We start from the raw sequence: 21469 nt of genomic DNA on the forward strand, positions 1-21469 counted from the left end.
TCCTGTAGTTGTAGTCCAGTGAAATGCTATTCCGGATCAGTTTTGAAAATCAACCTTTCCTCGCACGGAGCGACACGCAGGATGTTGGTTGTGCCCGGTTGGTTGAATGGTACGCCGGCTGTTACGACGATTTGGTCTTTTTCCGTCGCAAAATTGTACTTGCGGGCCGCTCGGGCCGCGTTGACGACGGCCATTTTGAACCGCTCAACCTCGCTGGTGATCACGCAATGCGCGCCCCAGCTCAGGCAAAGCCTGCGCGCCGTGCCACGCAGGGCGGTCATCGCGATTATAGGAACGTGAGGCCGTTCACGTGCCACCAGAAGCGCAGTCGTACCGGATTGCGAGAAACAACAGATCGCCTTGATATCAGTCGTCTCGGCGATCTCACGGGCGGCCACCACGATCCCGTCTGCTACGGTTGTTTTCTTGCCGCCGCGTTGTGCTGCAATAATGTCGAGATAATTGGGATCGCTTTCGACCTCGATCGCCACGTTGTTCATGGTTGTCACAGCTTCAATCGGAAAAGAGCCTGCCGCAGACTCCGCTGATAGCATGATGGCATCAGTGCCCTCATAGATTGCTGTCGCAACGTCCGACACCTCGGCCCGTGTGGGCATCGGGCTGTCGATCATGCTTTCAAGCATCTGGGTTGCCACAATCACCGGCTTGGCAACGGCCCGGCATTTGCGCACAAGGCGTTTCTGGATCGGCGGCACATTCTGAACCGGCAGTTCAACGCCAAGATCACCACGCGCAACCATAATACCGTCTGATACGGCCAGAATTTCATCGAAAGCCTTTACCGCTGCAGGCTTTTCAATCTTCGACAGAACCGCCGAACGACCCGCAGCAAGTTTACGTGCTTCTTCCACATCTTCGGCCCGCTGCACAAAGCTAAGCGCGAGCCAGTCCACACCAAGCTGGCAGACAAACTCCAGATCCTTGCGGTCCTTGTCGGACAAAGCGGCCAAAGGCAGAACCACGTCAGGGACATTAACGCCCTTACGGTTCGAAATCGTACCGGCCACGACGACCTCACAATTGGCATAGTCCGAGCCACATTCCTTGACCTTCAGGCGTATCTTTCCGTCATTGACCAGAAGGCTTGCACCCGGCTCCAAAGCCTCAAAGATTTCGGTATGGGGAAGCTGGACGCGGGTGGCGTCGCCTTCAGCCGGGTCCAGATCAAGCCGGAATGCCTGACCGACTTTCAGCTCTTCCTCGCCGTTTTTAAATACACCACACCGCAGCTTTGGCCCCTGAAGGTCGGCCAAAATACCAATGGGACGATCCAGATCTTTTTCGATCTGGCGAATAATCTCATGCCTGACGCGGATTTCGCTGTGATCGCCGTGGCTCATATTCAGGCGAAACACATCTGCCCCGGCCTCGAACAAGGCGCGGATCGTTTCATAATCATTGGATGCAGGGCCCAGAGTGGCCACGATTTTTACGCTACGCAGGCGTCTCATACTTGCTTCGTCCTTTTATCATGTTGCGATCGTGTTGGGCCGGTTCCAGCTATGGCCGAAATAGCAGGTCAGAGCAACTGGCGCTTTGCCAGTTGCTGGCTTAATGTGCGCTGAAAATGTAACGAGCACTCTACATGACATATAATCCTTATGTGATCCTTGGTGAGGACCGACCCGGCCCGATTGTCTGCCTATGTGATCATGCAACCAATCTGGTGCCCGACGCTGTTGCAGGCGGTGATCTGGGTTTGCCTCTGGAAGATATGGAACGCCATATCGCCTATGACATTGGTGCGGCCGGGGTGACAGCGGCCCTGTCAAAGCTGCTGGACGCGCCCGCTGTAATGTCAAATTTCTCGCGTCTGGTGATTGACCCGAACCGGGGTGAAGATGACCCAACTGTACTGATGCGGCTTTATGACGGGTCGATCATCCCTGCTAACAGACATGCGGATCAGGCGGAAAAAGACCGCCGTTTGAATGCATATTATCGACCCTATCATGATGCCGCTGCGCAGGTCATTAACCAACGCGACCAACCTGTTTTGATCTCGGTCCACAGCTTTACGCCACGGCTTAAAGGGCGCCCGCCCCGACCTTGGCATATTGGTGTGCTCTATTCGTGGGATACGAGGCTTGCGCAGCCCTTTCTGGCAAGGTTGCATGACGAAGAAGATCTGAGTGTCGGCGACAATCAACCCTATTCCGGCCATCTGGAGGGAGACACGATTGACCGACATGCCTTGCACCATGGCCATCCGCATGTCTTGATTGAGCTGCGCCATGACCTCATCTCTACAGAGCAGGATCAAAAGGCTTGGGCTACTCGGCTTGCGCCGATCCTGCTTGCCAGTATTGAGGATGCTAACTTGAAAGGACATGAGTATGGATGATCAAACCCGCCTTGAACTTGAAGCCGCCGCCTTTCGCACGCTACGCGACCATTTGGCCAAGCGCACCGATGTGCAGAATATTGACATGATGAATTTGGCCGGGTTCTGTCGCAATTGCCTGAGCCGCTGGTATCAGGAGGCCGCCGCTGAACGCGGGCTTGATATGGGCAAGGAAGACGCCCGCGAGGCTTTTTACGGAATGCCATACGCAGAGTGGCGCGCGAAATACCAGACCGAAGCCAGTGAGGCCCAAAAAACTGCCTTCGAAGTATCACATAAGAACGCAGGTTGATCTGATCACGGCGGGACACATGACCGTAAGCTGTCTGGACTTTTGATGGGATGCCATCATTTGATATAATCAAAATATGAGGTGCCTTATGAAACCCAGATTTATTATAACTGCTGTGATGCTCGGCCTTCTGTCAGTCCCGGCGACCTATGCAAGTGACGGGCGCACGCAGGCCGAGATATCTGCTGAACGGGATTTGAGGGAATTTGGCTACACAGATGTTGATGTCACAAAGCTGAACTCAGCACAGTTAGCCCATATCAGCTTTCTTGCCCATAGCAACAAGGGCGTTGCTGAAATCCGCGGTCAGATGGGGGCTATTTTAGGAAAAAGCCTGATCAGGGATTTGTTCAAGTAATGCGTATTCTTGCCGCCTTTACGATTGCTGTCCTGATGGGATGTACCGCGCCGAACGATACTACGCCGCAGAATGACCAGCTTGTGCTTTCCGTGCAAAGGGGGCTCAATGAAACAGGTTTCCGCGATGTCGACGCCAGCCAGCTTAGTACATCGCAGCTTGCCGCTTTGCATTTGAAACTGTCGAACCGACCACCCCGTTTTGGATATGATCAAATTCGATTGCAGCAAGAGATCAAAGTGATACTGGGCTGGTCCGATAAGTAAGACCCATCAGACAGCCGCTTTGAGGCTTTCGTCCAGATAGATTTCGCGCAAACGCAAAGCAACCGAGCCCGGCTTGCCAGTGCCGATCGGCTGGCCGTCCATTTCGACGACTGGCATGACGAATGTAGAGGCTGAGGTGATAAATGCCTCATCCGCCGCTTTCGCTTCATCTAGTGTGAAGGCGCGTTCTTCAACCTCCATCTGCGCGGATTTGGCGAAACGCAGCACTGCCGCACGGGTAATCCCATGCAGGATTTCATTGCCAAGATGGCGGGTGATGATCCTGTTACCCTTCACGATATAAGCGTTGTTCGATGTTCCTTCGGTGATCGCGCCATCCTCAACCATCCATGCATCATCTGCATTTGCGGCCTTGGCCATCATCTTGCCCATAGACGGGTACAGCAGCTGCACCGTTTTGATGTCACGTCGCCCCCAGCGTTGATCTTCTATCGAAATAACCTTCATGCCTTTGGCAACCATCGGGCTGTCCTTCAGGTTTTTAGCCTGTGTGAACAGAACTATTGTGTTCGGCGTGTCCTCAGACGGATAGACAAAATCGCGATCAGCATCCGCGCCGCGCGTGATTTGCAGGTAGATCATGCCCTCTGTCAAATCATTGCGTCGCATCAATTCTCGGTGGACTTCCAACAGATCGTCCTTGGGGATCGGGTGGTTCATCCCCAATTCATTCAGCGAGCGTTCCAGCCGCACGGCATGACCGTCGAAATCGATCAGTTTGCTATCCAAAACAGATGTGACTTCATAAACCCCATCGGCGAAGAGAAACCCGCGATCAAATATTGAAACCTTTGCGTCGCCCTCGGGCAAATACTCTCCGTTAACGTAGACTATGCGGCTCATGGTTTTATCCCCATAATGTGGCCTCGGGGCCATGGACCCCGGCCTTATCGAATTTCAGCGGTGTGTCCCGGTCTTCGGCCAATAAAAGCGGCCCGTCAAGATCGGTAAAGGCAACGCCTTGCGCAAGGATCGTGGCAGGTGCCATCGCAAGGGAAGAGCCGACCATGCAGCCGACCATGATCTCGTACCCTTGGGCTTTGCCTTTTTCTTTAAGCGCAAGCGCTTCGGTCAACCCGCCGGTTTTGTCGAGCTTGATGTTGATCACATCATATTTACCCTTCAGACCCGGCAGTGAGCCCCGGTCATGGCAGGCCTCATCGGCGCAGACGGGCAAGGGGCGATCAATCTCGGCCAGCATATCGTCCTGACCGGCAGGCAAAGGCTGTTCCACCAGCTTCACGCCAAGGCGCACCAGATGCGGGGCAAGATCGGAATAGACCTCGGCGGTCCAGCCTTCGTTGGCGTCAATGATAATGGGTGTGTCCGGCGCGCCGCGACGCACTGCCTCAAGGCGGGGCATGTCATCGGGCGTGCCGAGCTTGATCTTCAGAAGCGGGCGTGCCGCATGCTTGCGTGCAGACGCTTCCATGTTCTCAGTCGTGTCGAGCGACAATGTATAGGCCGTAATTTCAGGCTTGGGGGCGGGCAGGCCCAGCAGATCACAGACCCGTTTGCCTGCCTGTTTCGCCTCCAGATCCCAGAGCGCGCAATCCAACGCATTGCGTGCCGCCCCGGCGGGAAGTGCGTTTTGCAAGGCGTCGCGGGTGATGTCAGCAGGCACAGCTTCGATTTCGGCTGTAACGCTGTCCAGCGTTTCATCATAGCGGGCGTAAGGCACGCATTCACCCCAGCCCGTCGCGCCATCGCGCATGACTTTGACGGTCAGAACTTTCGCCTCTGTCCGTGACCCGCGCGAGATGGTGAAGACCTCGGCCAATCGGAACGTATCCGCAGTAACGGTGATCACAGGGCTTCCAATGCATCCACCAAACGCTCAGCGCCAAAACGGAACGGGTCTGTTGTGGGCAAGCCCATCCGGTCTTCGACCTCTTTAAGGTAGGCTTTCGCCTCGTCCTCGGGCATATGCTGCGTGTTAACGGAAATGCCTGTCACCTGGCAAGCCGGGTTTGCGATACGCGCCATGGAAAGTGTTGCATCACGCACCTGTTCCAGTGTCGGCAGATCATAGTCCGGCAGGCCACGCATATGCTTGCGTGTCGGTTCATGCGCCAGAACCAGCGCATCGGGTTGACCGCCATGGATCAGCGCCATCGTCACACCGGAATAGGACACATGGTAAAGGCTGCCCTGCCCTTCAATATGATCCCAGTGGTCGTCGTCATTATCCGGCGTCAGATATTCGACAGCACCCGCCATGAAATCCGCAATCACCGCATCCAGCGGCACGCCGCCACCGGTAATAAGGATACCCGTTTGACCGGTTGGCCGAAACGTTGATTTCATGCCACGCTTGCGCATCTCGGCATCCATACAAAGCCCGGTATACATCTTGCCGACTGAGCAATCTGTGCCAACCGCAAGGCACCGCTTGCCGCTCCGTTTGTTGCCATTTGCGATCGGGTAGGCGACCGACGGGATACGCACGTCATGCAGGGTGCGCCCATGCACCTCTGCGGCACGCATCAGTTCGTTTTCATCGCGCAGCAAATTATGCAGTCCAGAGGCAATATCATAGCCCATCTCAAGGGCTTCGACCAAAACTTTTCTCCACGCTTCAGAAATTACACCACCCCGATTGGCAACCCCGATTACCAGCGTTTTCGCGCCAGCATCAAGACCATCTTGTAACGACATATCTGTCAAACCCACGCTTGTCCCGCAGCCCGGCAGGCGGAACTGACCAACGGCATTTTCAGGGCGCCAATCCTTGATCCCCTGAGCGACCTTCGCGGCCAGTGCATCGGGCGCATCGCCGAGGAAGAGAAGATATGGTGTCTGGATCATGTGGGGTCCCCTTGTCGCAAGCAGCAGTCGAAATCAGCGCGATTTTACATATACCAGATGAAAGCACTTGGCGAGTTTGGGTGGCCGCAGCAAATTTTACGCAAGAATTCTGCGAAATATCGACAAATTCCGGGAAATTCCACGCATAATTTTCGAATGCACAAAAGTTCATCCCAAAAAGAACAGTCAGTGATTCACATTGTCGGGGCCGTTAAAATGAAGGGATCAAAGCTATCGGCGCATCTTCATCAACCGAGAAATCCAAGGCGGCCTTATCCGACGCAACTGTATTGCGTTTGAACTCAAAAAGCATCTGATCGCCTTCAAGAGATGAGGCCACGATCAACGCCTGGTACAAGTGGCGTGATCCATCGTAGATATCGACCAGACCGCGCAGATGAGGCGCATTTTCTGCATCCACTGTGAAGGTCTTTTCATCAAAACTCAGGATTGGAAAAATCTCATCATCTGCATGAACCCGCAGACGGGAACGCTTCTTGAGAGTCTTTTTCCTAGCAAGGTCCAGACCTTCGCGCACTTCTTTTGACAAAAACGTCGACATCGTAACAACACTTTCAAACTGTTACTTCCATCATCCAACCACGAAGGTGTTAACGTCAAGTTTCAAATCGATGAATGTTGTGTAAAACACTTTAAACACTAACTTTCGGTCGTAAAACATGCGGTGTGGCCGGATCGTAAAGCGCCGAATCGCGGAAATCTTTCACATCTGCCAGCGCAGGACCCACGAGAATCAGGGCGGTGCGGGTGATTTTCTGGACCCGGACCTTTTCACGGATGTCTGAAAGCGTGCCGCGCAGATACAGCTCATCCGGCCAGCTTGCACGGTAGGCTACAACGACAGGGCAATCAGGACCATAATGCGGGATTAGCTGGCGCTCAATCTCGCGCAGGGCACGAATGCCAAGGTGAATTGCCAGCGTGGCACCGGTTTTGGCGAAGTTTTCAAGCGTTTCCTTCGGTGGCATGGAGGTTGATTTCATCGACATGCGGGTCAGAATAATGCTTTGCGCAACTTCCGGAATGGTAAGCTCCTGCCCCAAAGCCGCCGCCGCAGCTGCATAGGCTGGAACACCGGGGATGATCTGGTAGTCGATATTATCTGCCTTGAGACGCCGGATTTGTTCGGCAATAGCCCCGTAAAGGGATGGATCCCCCGAATGGACTCGCGCAACGTCTTCGCCGCGCTCATGGGCTACAACAATTTCGCCGTGGGTTTCATCAAGCGTCATGGATGCGGTGTCCATAACTTTCGCCCCTTGTGGTGCGCCTGCCACAACCTGTTCCGGGACAAGCGAGCCCGCATAAAGACAGACCGGACAGGCCGCGATAAGGCGTTGCGCTTTGAGCGTCAAAAGTTCCGGATCGCCCGGCCCTGCGCCAATGAAATAAACAGTCATTCTGCTACCCCTGCCAAATCTCCGTCGATCTTTCGTGCATAGCCACGTGGGGTATACATACGCGGTCCCTCGCCCAATTGTGCCAGTTTGGAACGACTAGAGCCAACCAGAACAACCGTCAGCATATCGACTTCATCCACCTGTAAATCGGACAGGTTTCTGTAGCGGATATGTTCTTCCGGGCGGCCAAGTGAGCTTGCCAGCATCACGGGCGTATCCGCAGGGCGGTGCTTAAGAAGGATATCACGGGCCTCGGCCAGAAGGGTTCTGCGGCGCATGGAAACCGGGTTGTAGAAGGCGATGACGAAATCGCCTTCGGCAGCAGCATGCAGCCGTTTGAGTATATCTTCGCGCGGGGTCAGCAGATCGCTTAGCGAAATCGCGCAAAAATCATGACCCAAAGGCGCACCCGCCCGTGCGGCGGCCCCTTGCAAGGCCGAGACGCCGGGGGCTGAAACCACCTCGATGCGGCGGGCTGCATCGCTGACACCATGAACATCGCGGTCCAGTAGTTCAAAGACAAGCGCGCCCATTGCATATATCCCCGCATCGCCCGAGCAGATCAACGCGACATTGCGACCCTCGCCTGCTTTTTCAAGGGCATAGCGGCACCGATCTTCTTCTCCGCCAAGCGGAAAATCAGAGCGGGTTTTGCCATGCGCAAGCGGGCCTAGCAGATCGATATAAAGGCCGTAGCCCACCAGTTCTTCGGCCTCCGTCACCAGTTTTGACGCCTCTGGCGTGCGCCATGAGGATTGACCGGGACCAATGCCGATGATCGACAGACGACCACGCGGGCGACCTTTGAGCTGCGTAAGCAGCTCTGGCGACACGCCAAGTGCCAGAGTGGTATTGGCGGTCTTGCGCTTCGCGACAACCAGTGTCGCCTTTGGACCGGCAGCAGCCAGCGCGGCAGCTTCCGAGACACCGTGGCAGCCGACCTCGGCGAGGACCACATCCGAAGGGTTGGCCAACCGCGCTGTTTCGGCTTCGAGTTCTTCGGCTGTGAACAGATGAAGCGGCACGCCAAGCTTCGCGGCGACGTTCAGTATGGCCGGTTCATCAGCCTTGAGATCGATGGAATTTACGCTGGCGATAGCCTCAGGCACGATGTCGGCCTCTTGCAGCGTAGCCTGCACGGCCTGCCACATCTCGGACGGATCGGCATTTCTGGCGCATCCAAGGCCCAGCGTGAATTCCTGCTTATAGAATGTCAGACAGGCTGTTTGCTGGTCGGGGTTGCCTTCGTTGATTTCGTAGAGAGTGCAGGATGGCGCGTATCCAGCAGTGATGGGCTGGGCAGGCGCTGTCTCCACATTGGGTGCAGCGGCAAGAGGTTCCAGCCAGTTGAACATGCCCGCCAGCTTGTAGCGCTTACCAGATAGCAGCCCAGCCATGACCTGCTTGGCGTTTTGTGGATTGGCAAGGCGGTAGCCTGCAGGCGGTTCATCCAGCGCAATACCAAGTGCTAGGTCCCCTGCGGTTGTCACGGCTGCTGTGGCATTTAAGCTTTCGGCGATCTGTCCTGCCAGACGGTTTGCGCCCCGATGCCCGCCAAGAAGCGGGACGACAACTTTGCCGTCGTCAGAGACAGAAAGAACCGGCGGTTCGGTCGTTTTGTCAGCCAGCAAAGGCGCGACACCCCTGATCAGGATACCGGACGCACAGATACCAATGATCGGTGTGCCAGCAGCAAATAGGTCGCGTGCATGATCAAGCGCATTGGCAAAGAAGAGGTCAGCTTTATCAACACGGGCTTCGCGGCCATGAACCGGGGCATCAAGCAGGCTTGCGATACGGTGGGCGGTCGCTTCACCCGCGCGGTTCAAGCAGAGGATCACGGGCTTCAAAGCCATGGGTCAGCGCCTTTCGTGAGCAATATCATGGAGAAGTAGGGTGCGTTATCGGGCGCTTGAGCCAGAGGCGAGATACGTTCTTCAGGCAAGCTGGCGCGTTCGATATAGGTGGCCTGATCGATCAGACCCAAGCCGTCGATCACGTTACGAATTTTGGACAAGTGACGCCCGACCTTCATAATCGCAACGCTTTCGGCACCTTCAATACGGGCGGTTAGCTCATCTTCAGGCAGCGGGCCGGGAAGGATCGTCAGACGCTCGTTGCGCGCCACAAGGGGCATCTTGGTACGGGCGGCACAGGCGGTCACGGAAGTTACGCCGGGAATGATTTCGGTTTCAAAACGATCAGATAGGCGCGCAAAGAGATACATGAAAGAGCCGTAGAAAAACGGATCACCCTCACAGAGACAAATAACATTCTCGCCTGCTTCCAAGGCATTGGCAATATCTTTGGCTGCGACATCATACGCTTGCTGCGCAGGGGCTCGGGCCGGTGTCATTGGGACATCTATCCGTATCTCACGCGTGCCGGGCGCAATGAGATTTGCCGCGATGGCACGTGCAAAGCTTTCCCCGCCTGCCAGCGTTGGATACGCGATAACCCCGGCTGTGCTGATCAGGCGCGCCGCTTTCAGGGTGATCAGATCAGGATCACCGGGGCCAAGACCAACGCCATAGAGGGTGCCGCTCATCGCTTTACGAGGCTCCATTGCGTTACCGGCATGAACGGACGCCAGCCGGTCATACTGCCTACGGCTTCGGCCCTGTTCACCGAGATTTTGGCAAGCTGCCCGCCATGTTTCTGATGAAGGGCAATCAGCAGCGCCTCGCTTTCCAGCGTGACGGCATTCGCCACCAAACGCCCCAGCGGGCGCAGGGAGCCCCACGCTTTGTCAAAGGTTTCCTCAGAAAGTCCACCACCAATAAAAATTGCGTCCGGCGCGTCAAGACCATCCAGGGCCGCAGGCGTTTTGCCGTCCAGAAGTTCGAGTTTGGGCGCGCCAAGCGCAAGCGCATTTTCCGCAGCCATGGCGCGGCGATCCGGGCGTGGCTCGATCGCGATGGCACGGGCATAGCGGGCCGCGCGCATCCATTCGATGGCAACAGACCCACAGCCAGCCCCGATATCCCACAAAAGCGCGCCGCGCATAGGCATGAGTTTTGCAAGGGTCGCGGCTCTGACCTCTTGCTTTGTCATGGTCCCGTCGGACTGGAACAGGCTGTCCTCAAGGCCAGGGACACGGGGCAGCAGGGCTGCATCCGGGGCTGCGATACATTCTACAGCAAGGGTATTGAAGGCAGGAACCTCGTGCGACCATTCGGCAGCAATTCCCTCAAAGCGCTGCTCTTGTTCACCGCCCAGATGTGCCAGCACAGTCATGCGGGACTGACCAAAACCACGCTCGGCTAGAAAACTGGCGATCTGTCCCGGTGTATCGGCCCCAGTGGTCAGGATGATAAGCCGCTGGTCTGGCTGAATAAACGCAACCATCTGATGAACAGGGCGACCGTGAACAGTCAGGGTTTCAACATCCGCAAGGCTCCACCCCATACGGGCAGCGGTCAGTTGAAAAGCCGAGATTTGAGGGTGGTAGACGATCTGTTTCGGGTCAATGGCGCGACCAATTCGAGCCCCGACTGAGAACCAGAGAGGATCACCTGTTGCAAGGATCACAACACGTTTGCCTTGGAAACCATTGATCTGTTCAATGAGCGCATCAAAGGGGGACGGCCATGCGACGCGCGTGGCGGTTACATTGTCCGACAGGTGGTGATGGCGATCACCACCAATGATGATCTCGGCGGCTTCCACCACAGCGCGGGTGGCGGGGGTGAGCCCGTCCATGCCGTCCTCGCCAATGCCAACAATATGAAGCCACGGCGCGCTCATGAAGCCAGCGTCCAGAACCTAAATTCCTCGGAAACATGATCAGAGCTACGTTGTACTTTCGGGCTTAGGGTCATTGCGTATCCTCTGGCAAGCCCGCCGCAAGCGCATTGACAGCAGCAGAGGCCAGGGCCGAGCCACCTTTGCGCCCGCGCAGGGCAATGAAGTTACAACCACGTGGGTTTGAGGCCAGTTCGGCCTTGCTTTCTGCCGCACCGACAAAACCCACGGGAAAGCCAAGGATGAGTGCTGGTTTTGGGAAGCCTTGGTCAAGAAGGTCGAGAAGGTGAAAAAGCGCGGTTGGCGCGTTTCCGATGGCAACGACGCTGCCTGCAATATGCGGCTCCCACAACTCCACCGCTGCGGCAGATCTTGTGTTGCGCATCTTTGCGGCCCGGTCCGGGGTTGAGGGGTCGTTCAGGGTTGTGATGATCTGGTTATCGGCTGGCAGGTAGCGCCGGATAATCCCGGCGGCAACCATTTCTGCATCACACAGGATCGGTTTGCCCGCCTTTAAAGCATCGCGGCCTGTATCATAAGCGCTGGCATCATGAACATTGGGCGAGAAAACAATACGATCCGCGATTTCAACCATGCCACAAGCATGGATAAGACGCGTGGCAAGCGCGGCCATGCCGGGTTGGAAACGGCCCAAATTAGCCTCGGCGCGGATGGTGGCAAAGCTTTGGGCGTAGATCGCCTGAGGATCTTTTTCGTAAGGTCTCATGGTTTGGATGCCGGGGGGAAACCCGGCTTAGGCTTTCAATTTACGGGCGCTCTCGGGGCCGTGCGGGTGTTTGGCATGCGGATATTCCGCATGGTGGTGATGCTGGTGGCCGTGGTCATGCGTATGATCATCGTGATGATGATGGTGGTGATGCTGCGCCTCAAGCCGGCAAAGGCCGGTACAAAATGTGTCACACAACGCGCAGTCAGCAACATTTGAGCCAGGGGCAGACGCGCCCTGCCCTTCGACATGGTGGTGATGGCTTTCCTGAACCGCGCCGACCTCGGCTTCGAACCCAAGAACTTGCGTGCGATATTTGCACAAAACGCAGGTGGGCGGCGGCATATCAGAGAAAGCCGGATGGGCTTGGCGGGTCTCGGCAGGGATCGTAATGGGCGCGCCATCTTCGGTCGCCAAAACCTGCGTGCGGTAGGCGCAGATGCCGCAATTTGGGGGCGGGTTCGCGCCCATCTGCTCGGTGATGCGTTCTGCGAAGGTTTCCAGCACCTTGTCATGGTCGTTCAGGTAGCCCGCTTTGACAAATTCGATATCAGGGTGGGCGGCCGCGACCTGATCCGTAAAGCCGTAGATGCGGTCGATCAGGATACCGGTGAACAGAAAATAGGGGAAGACAACGATACGTTTGTAGCCAAGCTTCGCAGCATGTGTCAGGCAGGGCTCAACCAGCGGGAAGGTAACGCCGGAATACCCGACCTCAACCCAACCAAGACCAAGGCCTTCATGGATCATGCGGGCAATCTTGGCGACATTGCCGTTGGCATCAGGATCGGACGCACCGCGTCCGATGACGACAAGGCACGTATCCTCGTTGGCAACGTATGTTTCTGCATTGGCTTTGTTGATAGCGTCCTGCACCCGGGCACCAGCGGCGGCGATCATCTTGGGGTCAACGCCAAGTTCTCGCCCATAGGAAATCTCGATACCATGCTTGGCGGCATAAGTGTTCAAAACAGTCGGAATATCGTTTTTTGCATGCATTGCAGCAAAGAGCATACCCGGCACGGCGAGGATTTTATCACACCCTTTAGCTCGCAGTTTATCGAGCCCGTCACGGATCACCGGGTTGGCAAATTCCAAATAGCCATATTCAACGTCCCATTCGGGCGGCAAAAGCGCAGGGAGCTTGTCAGCAAGAACCGAGAATTCATCCACAGCAGATTGGGCCCGAGAGCCATGGCCGCAGATCATGACCCCGATTTTGGTCATGCTTCTTCCTCTTCCTCGGTGGGCTCTGATTTTTCTTCCGCCTTACCTTTACCTTTCAACACCCCCCAAAAGGTGATGGCCGCAGCAACCCCAAGTGCTGCACCTGCGATCCAATGATCATGACCTGCCACTTCACCCAAATGTCCGACATGGGCCATGGCAGATGCAGTTGTGATGCAGAATGCGACGGGAATAGACAGGTATTTCATCGGCGGAGCCCCCTTAGCCAAACGTATATTACAGGAGAAGCAAGCAAACCGCGTTTGACGATGCTGCCGTTGAACCCCCGAAATGGGTCGATCCGCAGGCTGCCAACCTCTCTGGCCCTGATGGGCCTCGTCTATATCTTGGTATATGGATGTCAGCCCGGACCTGCAACGGGATTCGCGGCGCGACATGCGTGAAATACGACAACCCAGGCACGGACACACGCACGGTTTCTGCGCGCTGATGCGGGTTTTTGAACAACAGGCAGTGCTTTAAGTGTAACGCATCTGTGAAAGGGATTATGATGGGTCTTCTTGTTGACGGCGTCTGGCAGGACAAATGGTACGATACGAAATCAAGCGGGGGCAAGTTCGTCCGCTCAACCGCCAGGTTTCGCAACTGGATCACACCAGATGGGACAGCGGGGCCATCGGGCGAAGCTGGTTTTGCGGCCGAAGCAGGGCGATATCATCTCTATGTGTCCCATGCCTGCCCTTGGGCGCACCGGACGTTGATATTTCGTAAGCTGAAAGGGCTGGAAGGGCTGATTGACGTATCCGTGGTACACCCGGATATGCTGGGCGACGGCTGGACATTTGAAACGGACGCGCATGGCGCAACTGGCGACAAGCTCTACGGCCTACCCTTTGCGCGTGACATTTATCTGAAAGCTGATTCCGGCGTTTCAGGCCGTGTGACGGTGCCAATTCTGTGGGACAAACAGCGTGAGACGATTGTGTCGAATGAAAGCTCTGAGATTATTCGGATGTTCAATTCTGCATTTGACGGGCTTACCGGGAATACACTGGATTTCTGGCCGGAAGCGCTGCGTGAGGCGATCGAAGAAGTTAACGAACGCATTTATCACTCGGTGAATAACGGGGTCTACAAGTCAGGTTTTGCAACATCTCAAGACGCGTATGACGAAGCTGTTGGCGCGTTGTTTGACAGCCTTGAGTGGCTGGAAGACCGGTTGAGCCGTAACCGATATCTGATGGGCGACAATGTGACAGAAGCCGACTGGCGACTGTTTACCACGCTGGTGCGTTTCGATCCAGTTTACCATCTGCATTTCAAATGCAACCGGAAACGGATTATCGATTATCCCAACCTGTGGGCTTATACGCGGGAGCTATACCAGTGGCCCGGCGTGGCAGAGACTGTGAATTTTAACCATATCGTGCGGCACTACCATTTCAGCCATGACAGCATCAATCCGCACCGGATCATTCCGATCAATCCGAAGCTGGATTGGAATGCCCCGCATGGGCGTGATTAACGCCCATGATATTCTACAAGCGCTGCTATATCTTCGGGTGGGGTCGTTTCAGGCACCAATGCACAGGCGTTTGAGATATAATTGAAAATGGATCCGTCAGAAAAGAAACTGGTGTTCGTGACAAAGATCACCTTGATCCTGTCCTGTTTGAAGCTTGCATAATCCGCCACGGCCAGCGCACTGCCATCGGTAAGGTTCAGATTGAGAATCAACAGATCGTATTCGGCATTTTGCAATGCCTCAACAGCTTGCACCTGTGAAGAGCGCACCTCAGCCTCAACACCCTGGCGCGTAATGTGAGCACGCCAAACCGCAGCAAGGTTGTCGTTATTCTCTACAATCAGAATTCTCATACCATTGCTCCTCCCAGTCTTTTCTGGACTGGCGGCTTTGTCCGTTAACTTGTCAAATTTACCATTATGTCTTTTTAAAGGTTTGACGCGGTTTCCCTAACAAATCGTTAACGCAAACCTTACCAAGAGATGACAAAGCCGTGTTCTTGCGTCTTGACCGAAAATCCGCTTGATAGGGCTATTGGATACGCGAGGACATGAATGACAACCTGGATTACGATTTGTGACACCTGCAAACATAATGACTGGTCTGACCGGGGCACTGACATTACGGACGGGCAGCAACTGGCCGAGCTTGTAGAGGCTGCCGCAGATGGGCGAAACGATGTAAAAACGCGCCGCCATTCCTGCCTTATGGGCTGTACCCGGGCTTGCAATATTACCATTCAAAGCACTGGAAAGCTGTCTTACACATTAGGGGAATTTGATCCTTCGCAAGAGGCGGCGGAGGCCATTGTAGAATATGCAGGACTACATGCCGTAAGCGAGACCGGTACAGTGCCCTACAAACAATGGCCCACTGCTGTGAAGGGACATTTTGTGACCCGTCAACCGCCTTTGCCCAAACAGGAATGACACCTCCGCCCAGAGATCACGGTGGCCGGTTAGATGCAGCCATCGCCAAATATGGCGGCGCAGTGGAAGAGTGGGTGGACCTTTCAACAGGGATTAACCCAACCCCCTACCCTATAGGCATGCTAAGCCAGAGCGCATGGTCAGCCTTACCTGATGAGCATGCGTTTAGCGCATTGCACTGCGCCGGACGGCAGTTTTGGACTGTTCCGGAAGGTGCTGACATTCTGGCCGCATCGGGTGCCTCGGCATTGATCGCGCAGATGCCGGTTTTGACGGATGCGGCATCTGTTTCGATCCCGACACCGACCTATAATGAGCATGCTGCGGCCTTTAAGAATGCCGGGCGTATTGTGACAGAGACAGGTGGCGACGCGCAAGTGATCGTGCATCCAAACAACCCTGACGGCAAGCTTTGGCATGCAGACGATGTGATGGCCCAACACAAGGGCTTGACGGTCATTGATGAAAGCTTCTGTGACGTTGCGCCAGACCAGAGCCTTGTGCATCTGGCTGAACATCCCGGCATCATAGTTCTCAAAAGCTTCGGTAAATTCTGGGGACTGGCCGGGCTGCGTCTGGGGTTTGCTATCGGACGCCCAGAAACATTGGCCCCGCTACGCGCAGCTTTGGGGCCTTGGCAAGTGTCAGGTCCGGCCATTGAAATTGGCGGGCGGGCTTTGGGTGATATGGATTGGGCGGACACGACACGCGCGCAACTGACCCGCGATGCGGCGCGGCTGGACAGCATTCTGGGGCGGGCTGGTGTAGAAATTGTGGGCGGTACAACGCTGTTTCGCCTTTATGACACGCATGACGCGCACCACATGTTTGACCGCCTCGCAAGCGCGCGCATTCTGTCGCGGATATTTCCCTATAGTGATCGTTGGGTGCGCCTTGGCCTACCGGGGCCGGAGGCCGCATGGTCCCAACTAGAGACCGCATTGGCATGAGCACTGGTCTGCTTTTCTGTGGCATGGCTTTGGATGCCGCCATCGGGGAGCCGAAATGGCTGTGGTCAAAACTACCCCACCCCGCCGTTCTGATGGGGCGCGCTGTCGCGTGGTTTGATCAGACGTTTAATCGGGGAGTGGCAAAAAGCTTAAGGGAAGCCTGACCATTCTGGCACTGATCAGTGCGGCTACGCTGGTTGGCATTGCACTGTCAGCTTTGCCGGATGTCGGAGTGATCGAGGGGCTTCTGGTTGCCATATTACTGGCACAACGCAGCCTTGTGAATCATGTGGTAGCAGTAGCAGACGCATTGCGGCTTAGTCTTGGTGACGGGCAGCACATGGTCGCGCGTATCGTTGGGCGCGATGTCAGCGGACTTGATGCATCCGGTGTGGCCCGCGGGGCTATTGAAAGTGCTGCGGAAAACCTGTCAGATGGCGTTATCGCGCCGGCCTTCTGGTATCTGGTCGCAGGGTTGCCCGGTATATTCATCTACAAAGTCGTTAACACCGCTGACAGCATGATTGGTTATCGCACTCCACGCCATGCGCATTTTGGCTGGGCTGCCGCGCGTTTGGATGATGTGCTGAACTGGATCCCTGCCCGGCTGACTGCAGCGTTAATCGCAGCGAGCCATGGACGTTTTGACATATGGCCAATTATCCGACGCGATGCTGTCTTACACAGATCCCCAAATGCAGGATGGCCAGAGGCCGCGATGGCGATTTCGCTGAATATCGCCCTGTCCGGCCCGCGCAGTTATGAAGGTATGATGCGGGACGAACCCTTTGTGAACACGGAAGGCCGTAAAAACCTGGTGCCAGATGACATAGACATTGCTGTATCAACGCTCTGGCGGGTGTGGGGTCTGATGATGCTTGCATTAACCATATCACTCTGTTTGCAGAGTATTTTTTAAAACTTCAGGAGTTCCGGCTTAAATTCAAAGCTTAACGGAGCAAAATATTGGTTGACGTTAACGATTTGGTATCAAATTCTGGCGATAAGGGTTAGCAAGACAGTTTCTCTCCAAATTCAGCCCCGCAAGTCGTACAGCTTGCGGGGCTTTATTTATGCAACCAGTGCCTCGGCTTTTTTCAGATCAACGCTGACCAATTGGCTTACACCAAGCTCGCCCATTGTAACCCCGAACAACCTGTCCATTCGGGCCATCGTCACCGCATGGTGCGTGATGATCAGGAAGCGCGTGTTAGTGCGCCGGGTCATTTCGTCCAGAAGATCGCAAAAGCGTGTTACGTTTGCATCATCCAAAGGCGCATCCACCTCGTCCAGCACACAGATCGGCGCGGGGTTCGCAAGGAAGACCGCAAAGATCAACGCCAGCGCGGTCAAAGTCTGCTCCCCACCTGACAAAAGGCTTAAGGTCGAAAGCTTCTTACCCGGTGGCTGGCACATTATCTCTAGCCCAGCTTCCAGCGGGTCGTCGCTTTCGACCATAACCAACTTGGCCTCACCACCGCCAAAAAGATGCGTGAAAAGCGTGCCGAAATTACTGTTGACCTGTTCAAATGCCGTCAGCAAACGCTCGCGGCCCTCTTTGTTCAACGAGGCGATACCTGTGCGCAGCTTCGCAATCGCGCTTTCCAGATCAGCCTTTTCATTGGCAAGCGTGTCATGCTCTTCCTGAACCTCGCGCGCATCTTCTTCGGCGCGCAGGTTAACCGCCCCCAAAGCATCGCGTTGGCGTTTCAGGCGGTTGACGTTGTTTTCAATCGCTTCCGATGCAGGCATTTTCTCAGGGTCAGCCCCAAGGCTTTCAAGCAATGCCTCCGGCGTCGTTTCCATCTCTTCGCGGATACGTTCCACAGCATAGGCTACGGTTTCCTTCGCGGCATCGGCGCGGGCCTCTGATCGGGCGCGGGCCTCGCGGGCTTCTGACGCGTTGCGTTCGGCATCGCGTTCGGTTTGCACGGCTTCGCGCAAGATAGTTTCGGCCTCTGCCAGTTTGTCAGAGGCTATGCGGCGGCGCTGTTCGGCCTCTTCAATGGCGCTGGCAAGTTCTTCGCGCTTGGCTGCAATTTCAGACGGGGCAGCGCTGGCATCTTTCAATTCACGCTCAGAGGTTGTCTTGCGCTCTTCCAGCTCACCGATGCGCTTTTCAGCCGTATCAAGCCGATGCTTCCAGCCACTGATTTCAGTTGTAATTTCCTGCGTGCGTTTGGTGCGCGTCTCGCCCTCGCGGCGCAACTCATCATGGGCAGAGCGTTTGGCAAGCATGGTCATCCGCGCCGCTTCCACGGTCATTTTCACATCTTCAACCTGCGCGCGGGCCGTATCGAGATCACCCAGATCAGCAACGCCTTTTTCCGCCTCGCGCACGCGATCACGGGCAGATAGGGCTTCTTCCTCATAACGGGTCACGGCAAGTTGCAGGCTTTCAACCCTGCCCGCTGCAATGGATTTCTCGCCCTCGGCACGCGATAATGCACGCGATGCTTCGGCCAACATGCGGTCGGCCTGCTTACGGGCCTCGCGTGCTTCGCGGTCAGCATTGGTCAGATCCGTCAACTGCTTTTGCAGGGCTTCATGGGCCTGACGCGCCCCATCGGACTGCGCTGTGGCTTTTTCCAGCGATTGCTTCAACTCTTCCAGTCGGTTGAGCTGTTGTAGGCGCATCGCAGCGGCGGACGGCGCATCCTCGGCCCCGGTGCGAAACCCGTCCCAACGCCACAAATCACCTTCGGTCGAAACAAGCCGTTGTCCCGGTTCAAGCTGCTCTTGCAGGCGCGCGCCATCTTCAACTGAAACCAACCCAACCTGCGACATCCGCCGCGCCAGAACCTCGGGGATTGTCACGTAAGATGTCAGCGCACTCACACCTTTGGGCAGTGATTGTGACTTTGAATAGCCGGGCAAAGTGACCCAGCCGGTTATCTCATCGGCATCGATGTGGGGCGCGCGCAAGTCATCGGCCAAGGCCGCGCCAAGCGCTTTTTCGTAGCCAGATTTCACCTGCACAGCGTCTAGCAACTGTCCGCCTTCCGCCGTGTCCCGTTCAACCAGACGCGCCAGGGCAGTGGCCTCGGCCCGCAAGGCGCTGGCTTCACCTTCTGCCTCTGACCGGGCGGCACGCGCATCTGCTTCGCGCGTCTGTGTTGCGGCACGCGCGGCTTCTGCGTCGGTCAAAGCTTTATCAGCGGCTTCCGCCTGCGTTGTGGCAGTCTTGAGCGCCAGTTGCGCCGCGTCCAGATCACGTTCTGACCGCTCGGTCGCGGATTGCGCCTCGACCACAGCTGATTGCGCCTTCTGCGCCTCGCCCTCATAGCGGTGCAAGGTCTTGGTGGCGTCTTCCAGCAATCGGTGCGCCGATTGATGACGCGCTGCAAGACGGGCAACATCTTCTGTCTGCTCAGACAGCTCGGTTTCCCGGTTTTGCAGGACAGTCGCTGCTTCACGCGCCTCGGTCGCAGCAGCGTCAAGCTTTTCGACATGACCGTCAGCAAGCTTGGCAAGTTCTTTCGCTTCCCATTCGAGACGCTCGATCGTCTCACCGGCATCCTTGTTCAACGATGTCTCACGGTCGATATCATTGGTTAATTGTTCAATACGTGAGGTCAGGGTTTCGATGGTTTGCTGCGCCTGACGTTCCTGATCGGTCAACGTATCACGCTGAACAGTCAGGCGTTGCAGAACCGCGGCCGCGATTGCCTCTTCCTCGCGCAGCGGCGGCAGGGCCGCTTCCTGCATCTCACGCAGTTTGGCCGCTTCGCGCGCCTGAGATTCTGATGCGGCTGCAATTTTCGTGCTTTCCGTCAGTTCCCCACTGGCTATAGCACTTGCTTCATCCGCCTCTTTCCAGCGCCGATAGAGCAGTAATCCTTCCGAGGCGCGTAGCTCTTCACCGATCTCGCGGTAGCGCGCGGCCTGACGGGCCTGACGGGCAAGCTGCGCCAACTGCGCGGCCAGCTGTTCAAGCACGTCGTCCACGCGGGTCAGGTTATTCTCGGCCCCGTTGAGTTTCAGTTCAGCCTCATGGCGGCGCTGATAAAGGCCAGAAATCCCGGCAGCTTCTTCAAGGATGCGACGCCGGGACTTTGGGCGGGCGTTGATCAGCTCGGATATCTGGCCCTGCCGAACAAGCGCTGGCGAATGGGCCCCGGTGGAAGCGTCTGCAAAGAGCATCTGCACATCTTTCGCACGCACATCTTTGCCGTTGGTTTTATAGGCAGAGCCCGCGTCGCGGGTAATACGGCGGATCACTTCAAGTGTGTCGAGGTCATTGAAGCCCGCAGGGGCAAGACGTTCGGAATTATCAATACTCAGCGAGACTTCCGCGAAATTCCGGGCGGGCCGGGAGGCGGCGCCAGCAAAAATCACGTCTTCCATCCCCCCCACGCATGGCCTTTGCGCGGTTTTCACCCATCACCCAGCGCAGGGCTTCCAGCAGGTTAGATTTGCCGCATCCGTTGGGACCCACAACCCCCGTCAGGCCATCGGCAATAATCAGGTCCGTGGGGTCCACGAAGCTTTTGAAGCCGTTCAGTCTGAGTTTCGAAAAGCGCAAAAGGCGGGCTCCGGCAGGAATCGGGGTCTTGGTTACAGGATTGTTTGTATCGGAGACAGGCTAAGTCAACGCAAAACCACTGTATAAGGTGGAGATCGGCAGGTTATCCCCAAGATGTTGCGAAATTCTGCCTGTAGAGTGAGAGACGAACGTCTGGAAACCCAGCAAATTGCAATTTTTGCCTTGTCAATGATCTTGGTCAGATTGTGCCCGGGATGCGCCGCTAGATTTTCATCGTCCAACACTGCGCCTCGTTTTCACAGTGTGTCAGGGTTTGACCTAGAACAAAGACGCGCGCTTCTGAGAGGTTATCAAGAATACAGGTGTCGAAGCTGAAACCCACGGCTCAA

General features: G+C 55.9%; 20 protein-coding genes and 2 pseudogenes. 8 read left to right on the top strand and 14 right to left on the bottom strand.

Annotated elements, in window-relative coordinates:
* Positions 1–26 precede the first annotated feature (26 nt).
* Positions 27–1472 (bottom strand): pyruvate kinase, encoded by a 1446-nt coding sequence (gene pyk / locus ACZ1HF_RS09165; RefSeq protein WP_472657201.1) that lies wholly within the window; start codon positions 1470–1472, stop codon positions 27–29.
* Positions 1473–1606: 134 nt separating this feature from the next.
* On the opposite strand from pyk, the gene ACZ1HF_RS09170 reads away from it, so the two are divergent.
* The 4 genes from ACZ1HF_RS09170 to ACZ1HF_RS09185 all read left to right on the top strand — a co-directional run bounded on the left by ACZ1HF_RS09170 (position 1607) and on the right by ACZ1HF_RS09185 (position 3281).
* On the top strand, positions 1607–2365 hold the full coding sequence (locus ACZ1HF_RS09170) for an N-formylglutamate amidohydrolase (RefSeq protein WP_472657202.1): 759 nt from the start codon (positions 1607–1609) through the stop codon (positions 2363–2365).
* Positions 2358–2657: a DUF1244 domain-containing protein gene (locus ACZ1HF_RS09175; RefSeq protein ID WP_472657203.1), complete on the top strand. Its 300-nt coding sequence runs from the start codon at positions 2358–2360 to the stop codon at positions 2655–2657. Before ACZ1HF_RS09170 ends, ACZ1HF_RS09175 begins: the two co-directional genes overlap by 8 nt.
* Before the next feature lie 88 nt (positions 2658–2745).
* Entirely contained in the window at positions 2746–3015 is a 270-nt protein-coding gene (locus ACZ1HF_RS09180) for a hypothetical protein (protein WP_472657204.1), read from the top strand.
* The gene (locus tag ACZ1HF_RS09185; RefSeq protein WP_472657205.1) at positions 3015–3281 is read left to right on the top strand and encodes a hypothetical protein; all 267 of its coding nucleotides are present in this window, start codon (positions 3015–3017) and stop codon (positions 3279–3281) included. Before ACZ1HF_RS09180 ends, ACZ1HF_RS09185 begins: the two co-directional genes overlap by 1 nt.
* A 6-nt stretch (positions 3282–3287) precedes the next feature.
* Here ACZ1HF_RS09185 and ACZ1HF_RS09190 read toward each other — a convergent pair whose 3' ends face one another.
* The 11 genes from ACZ1HF_RS09190 to ACZ1HF_RS09240 form a co-directional block, all read right to left on the bottom strand.
* Complete coding sequence (locus tag ACZ1HF_RS09190; protein ID WP_472657206.1) at positions 3288–4145, bottom strand: D-amino-acid transaminase; 858 nt, start codon at positions 4143–4145, stop codon at positions 3288–3290.
* Between the two features lie 4 nt (positions 4146–4149).
* Complete coding sequence (dgcA, locus tag ACZ1HF_RS09195; RefSeq protein ID WP_472657207.1) at positions 4150–5112, bottom strand: N-acetyl-D-Glu racemase DgcA; 963 nt, start codon at positions 5110–5112, stop codon at positions 4150–4152.
* Positions 5109–6110 (bottom strand): N-acetyltransferase DgcN, encoded by a 1002-nt coding sequence (gene dgcN, locus ACZ1HF_RS09200; protein WP_472657208.1) that lies wholly within the window; start codon positions 6108–6110, stop codon positions 5109–5111. The genes dgcA and dgcN overlap by 4 nt, the downstream gene beginning before the upstream one ends.
* Positions 6111–6321: 211 nt before the next feature.
* Positions 6322–6672, bottom strand: a complete 351-nt coding sequence (locus tag ACZ1HF_RS09205) for a hypothetical protein (RefSeq protein WP_472657209.1) — start codon at positions 6670–6672, stop codon at positions 6322–6324.
* Between the two features lie 91 nt (positions 6673–6763).
* Positions 6764–7531, bottom strand: a complete 768-nt coding sequence (gene cobM / locus ACZ1HF_RS09210; protein WP_472657210.1) for a precorrin-4 C(11)-methyltransferase — start codon at positions 7529–7531, stop codon at positions 6764–6766.
* Positions 7528–9387, bottom strand: a complete 1860-nt coding sequence (gene cobJ, locus ACZ1HF_RS09215; protein ID WP_472657211.1) for a precorrin-3B C(17)-methyltransferase — start codon at positions 9385–9387, stop codon at positions 7528–7530. Before cobJ ends, cobM begins: the two co-directional genes overlap by 4 nt.
* Positions 9378–10079, bottom strand: coding sequence for a precorrin-2 C(20)-methyltransferase (gene cobI / locus ACZ1HF_RS09220; protein ID WP_472657212.1), 702 nt, complete (start codon positions 10077–10079; stop codon positions 9378–9380). Before cobI ends, cobJ begins: the two co-directional genes overlap by 10 nt.
* On the bottom strand, positions 10076–11278 hold the full coding sequence (gene cbiE / locus ACZ1HF_RS09225; RefSeq protein ID WP_472657213.1) for a precorrin-6y C5,15-methyltransferase (decarboxylating) subunit CbiE: 1203 nt from the start codon (positions 11276–11278) through the stop codon (positions 10076–10078). Before cbiE ends, cobI begins: the two co-directional genes overlap by 4 nt.
* 70 nt (positions 11279–11348) lie before the next feature.
* Entirely contained in the window at positions 11349–12002 is a 654-nt protein-coding gene (locus ACZ1HF_RS09230) for a precorrin-8X methylmutase (RefSeq protein WP_472657214.1), read from the bottom strand.
* A 27-nt stretch (positions 12003–12029) separates the two neighbouring features.
* On the bottom strand, positions 12030–13229 hold the full coding sequence (locus ACZ1HF_RS09235; RefSeq protein ID WP_472657215.1) for a sirohydrochlorin chelatase: 1200 nt from the start codon (positions 13227–13229) through the stop codon (positions 12030–12032).
* Positions 13226–13438, bottom strand: coding sequence for a DUF6732 family protein (locus ACZ1HF_RS09240; protein WP_472657216.1), 213 nt, complete (start codon positions 13436–13438; stop codon positions 13226–13228). The genes ACZ1HF_RS09235 and ACZ1HF_RS09240 overlap by 4 nt, the downstream gene beginning before the upstream one ends.
* A 302-nt stretch (positions 13439–13740) precedes the next feature.
* On the opposite strand from ACZ1HF_RS09240, the gene ACZ1HF_RS09245 reads away from it, so the two are divergent.
* Positions 13741–14715 carry a glutathione S-transferase family protein gene (locus ACZ1HF_RS09245; protein WP_472659016.1) on the top strand — a complete coding sequence of 325 codons (975 nt, stop codon included), beginning with the start codon at positions 13741–13743 and terminating at the stop codon, positions 14713–14715.
* Here the strand turns inward: ACZ1HF_RS09245 and ACZ1HF_RS09250 are convergent.
* Positions 14712–15068, bottom strand: coding sequence for a response regulator (locus ACZ1HF_RS09250; RefSeq protein WP_472657217.1), 357 nt, complete (start codon positions 15066–15068; stop codon positions 14712–14714). The genes ACZ1HF_RS09245 and ACZ1HF_RS09250 overlap by 4 nt on opposite strands.
* Before the next feature lie 201 nt (positions 15069–15269).
* Between ACZ1HF_RS09250 and ACZ1HF_RS09255 the strand changes: the two genes are divergently transcribed.
* The 3 genes and pseudogenes from ACZ1HF_RS09255 (at position 15270) to cbiB (ending at position 17513) form a co-directional block, all read left to right on the top strand.
* Positions 15270–15644 carry a DUF1636 family protein gene (locus tag ACZ1HF_RS09255; RefSeq protein ID WP_472657218.1) on the top strand — a complete coding sequence of 125 codons (375 nt, stop codon included), beginning with the start codon at positions 15270–15272 and terminating at the stop codon, positions 15642–15644.
* Positions 15641–16594, top strand: coding sequence for a threonine-phosphate decarboxylase (locus ACZ1HF_RS09260; RefSeq protein WP_472657219.1), 954 nt, complete (start codon positions 15641–15643; stop codon positions 16592–16594). Before ACZ1HF_RS09255 ends, ACZ1HF_RS09260 begins: the two co-directional genes overlap by 4 nt.
* Positions 16591–17513: pseudogene (gene cbiB / locus ACZ1HF_RS09265) on the top strand (adenosylcobinamide-phosphate synthase CbiB). Before ACZ1HF_RS09260 ends, cbiB begins: the two are co-directional and overlap by 4 nt.
* A gap of 152 nt (positions 17514–17665) precedes the next feature.
* Here cbiB and smc read toward each other — a convergent pair.
* Positions 17666–21119, bottom strand: a pseudogene (smc, locus tag ACZ1HF_RS09270) (chromosome segregation protein SMC).
* Positions 21120–21469: the final 350 nt, after the last annotated feature.

The organism is Litoreibacter sp. GN1-5, assembly GCF_055693805.1.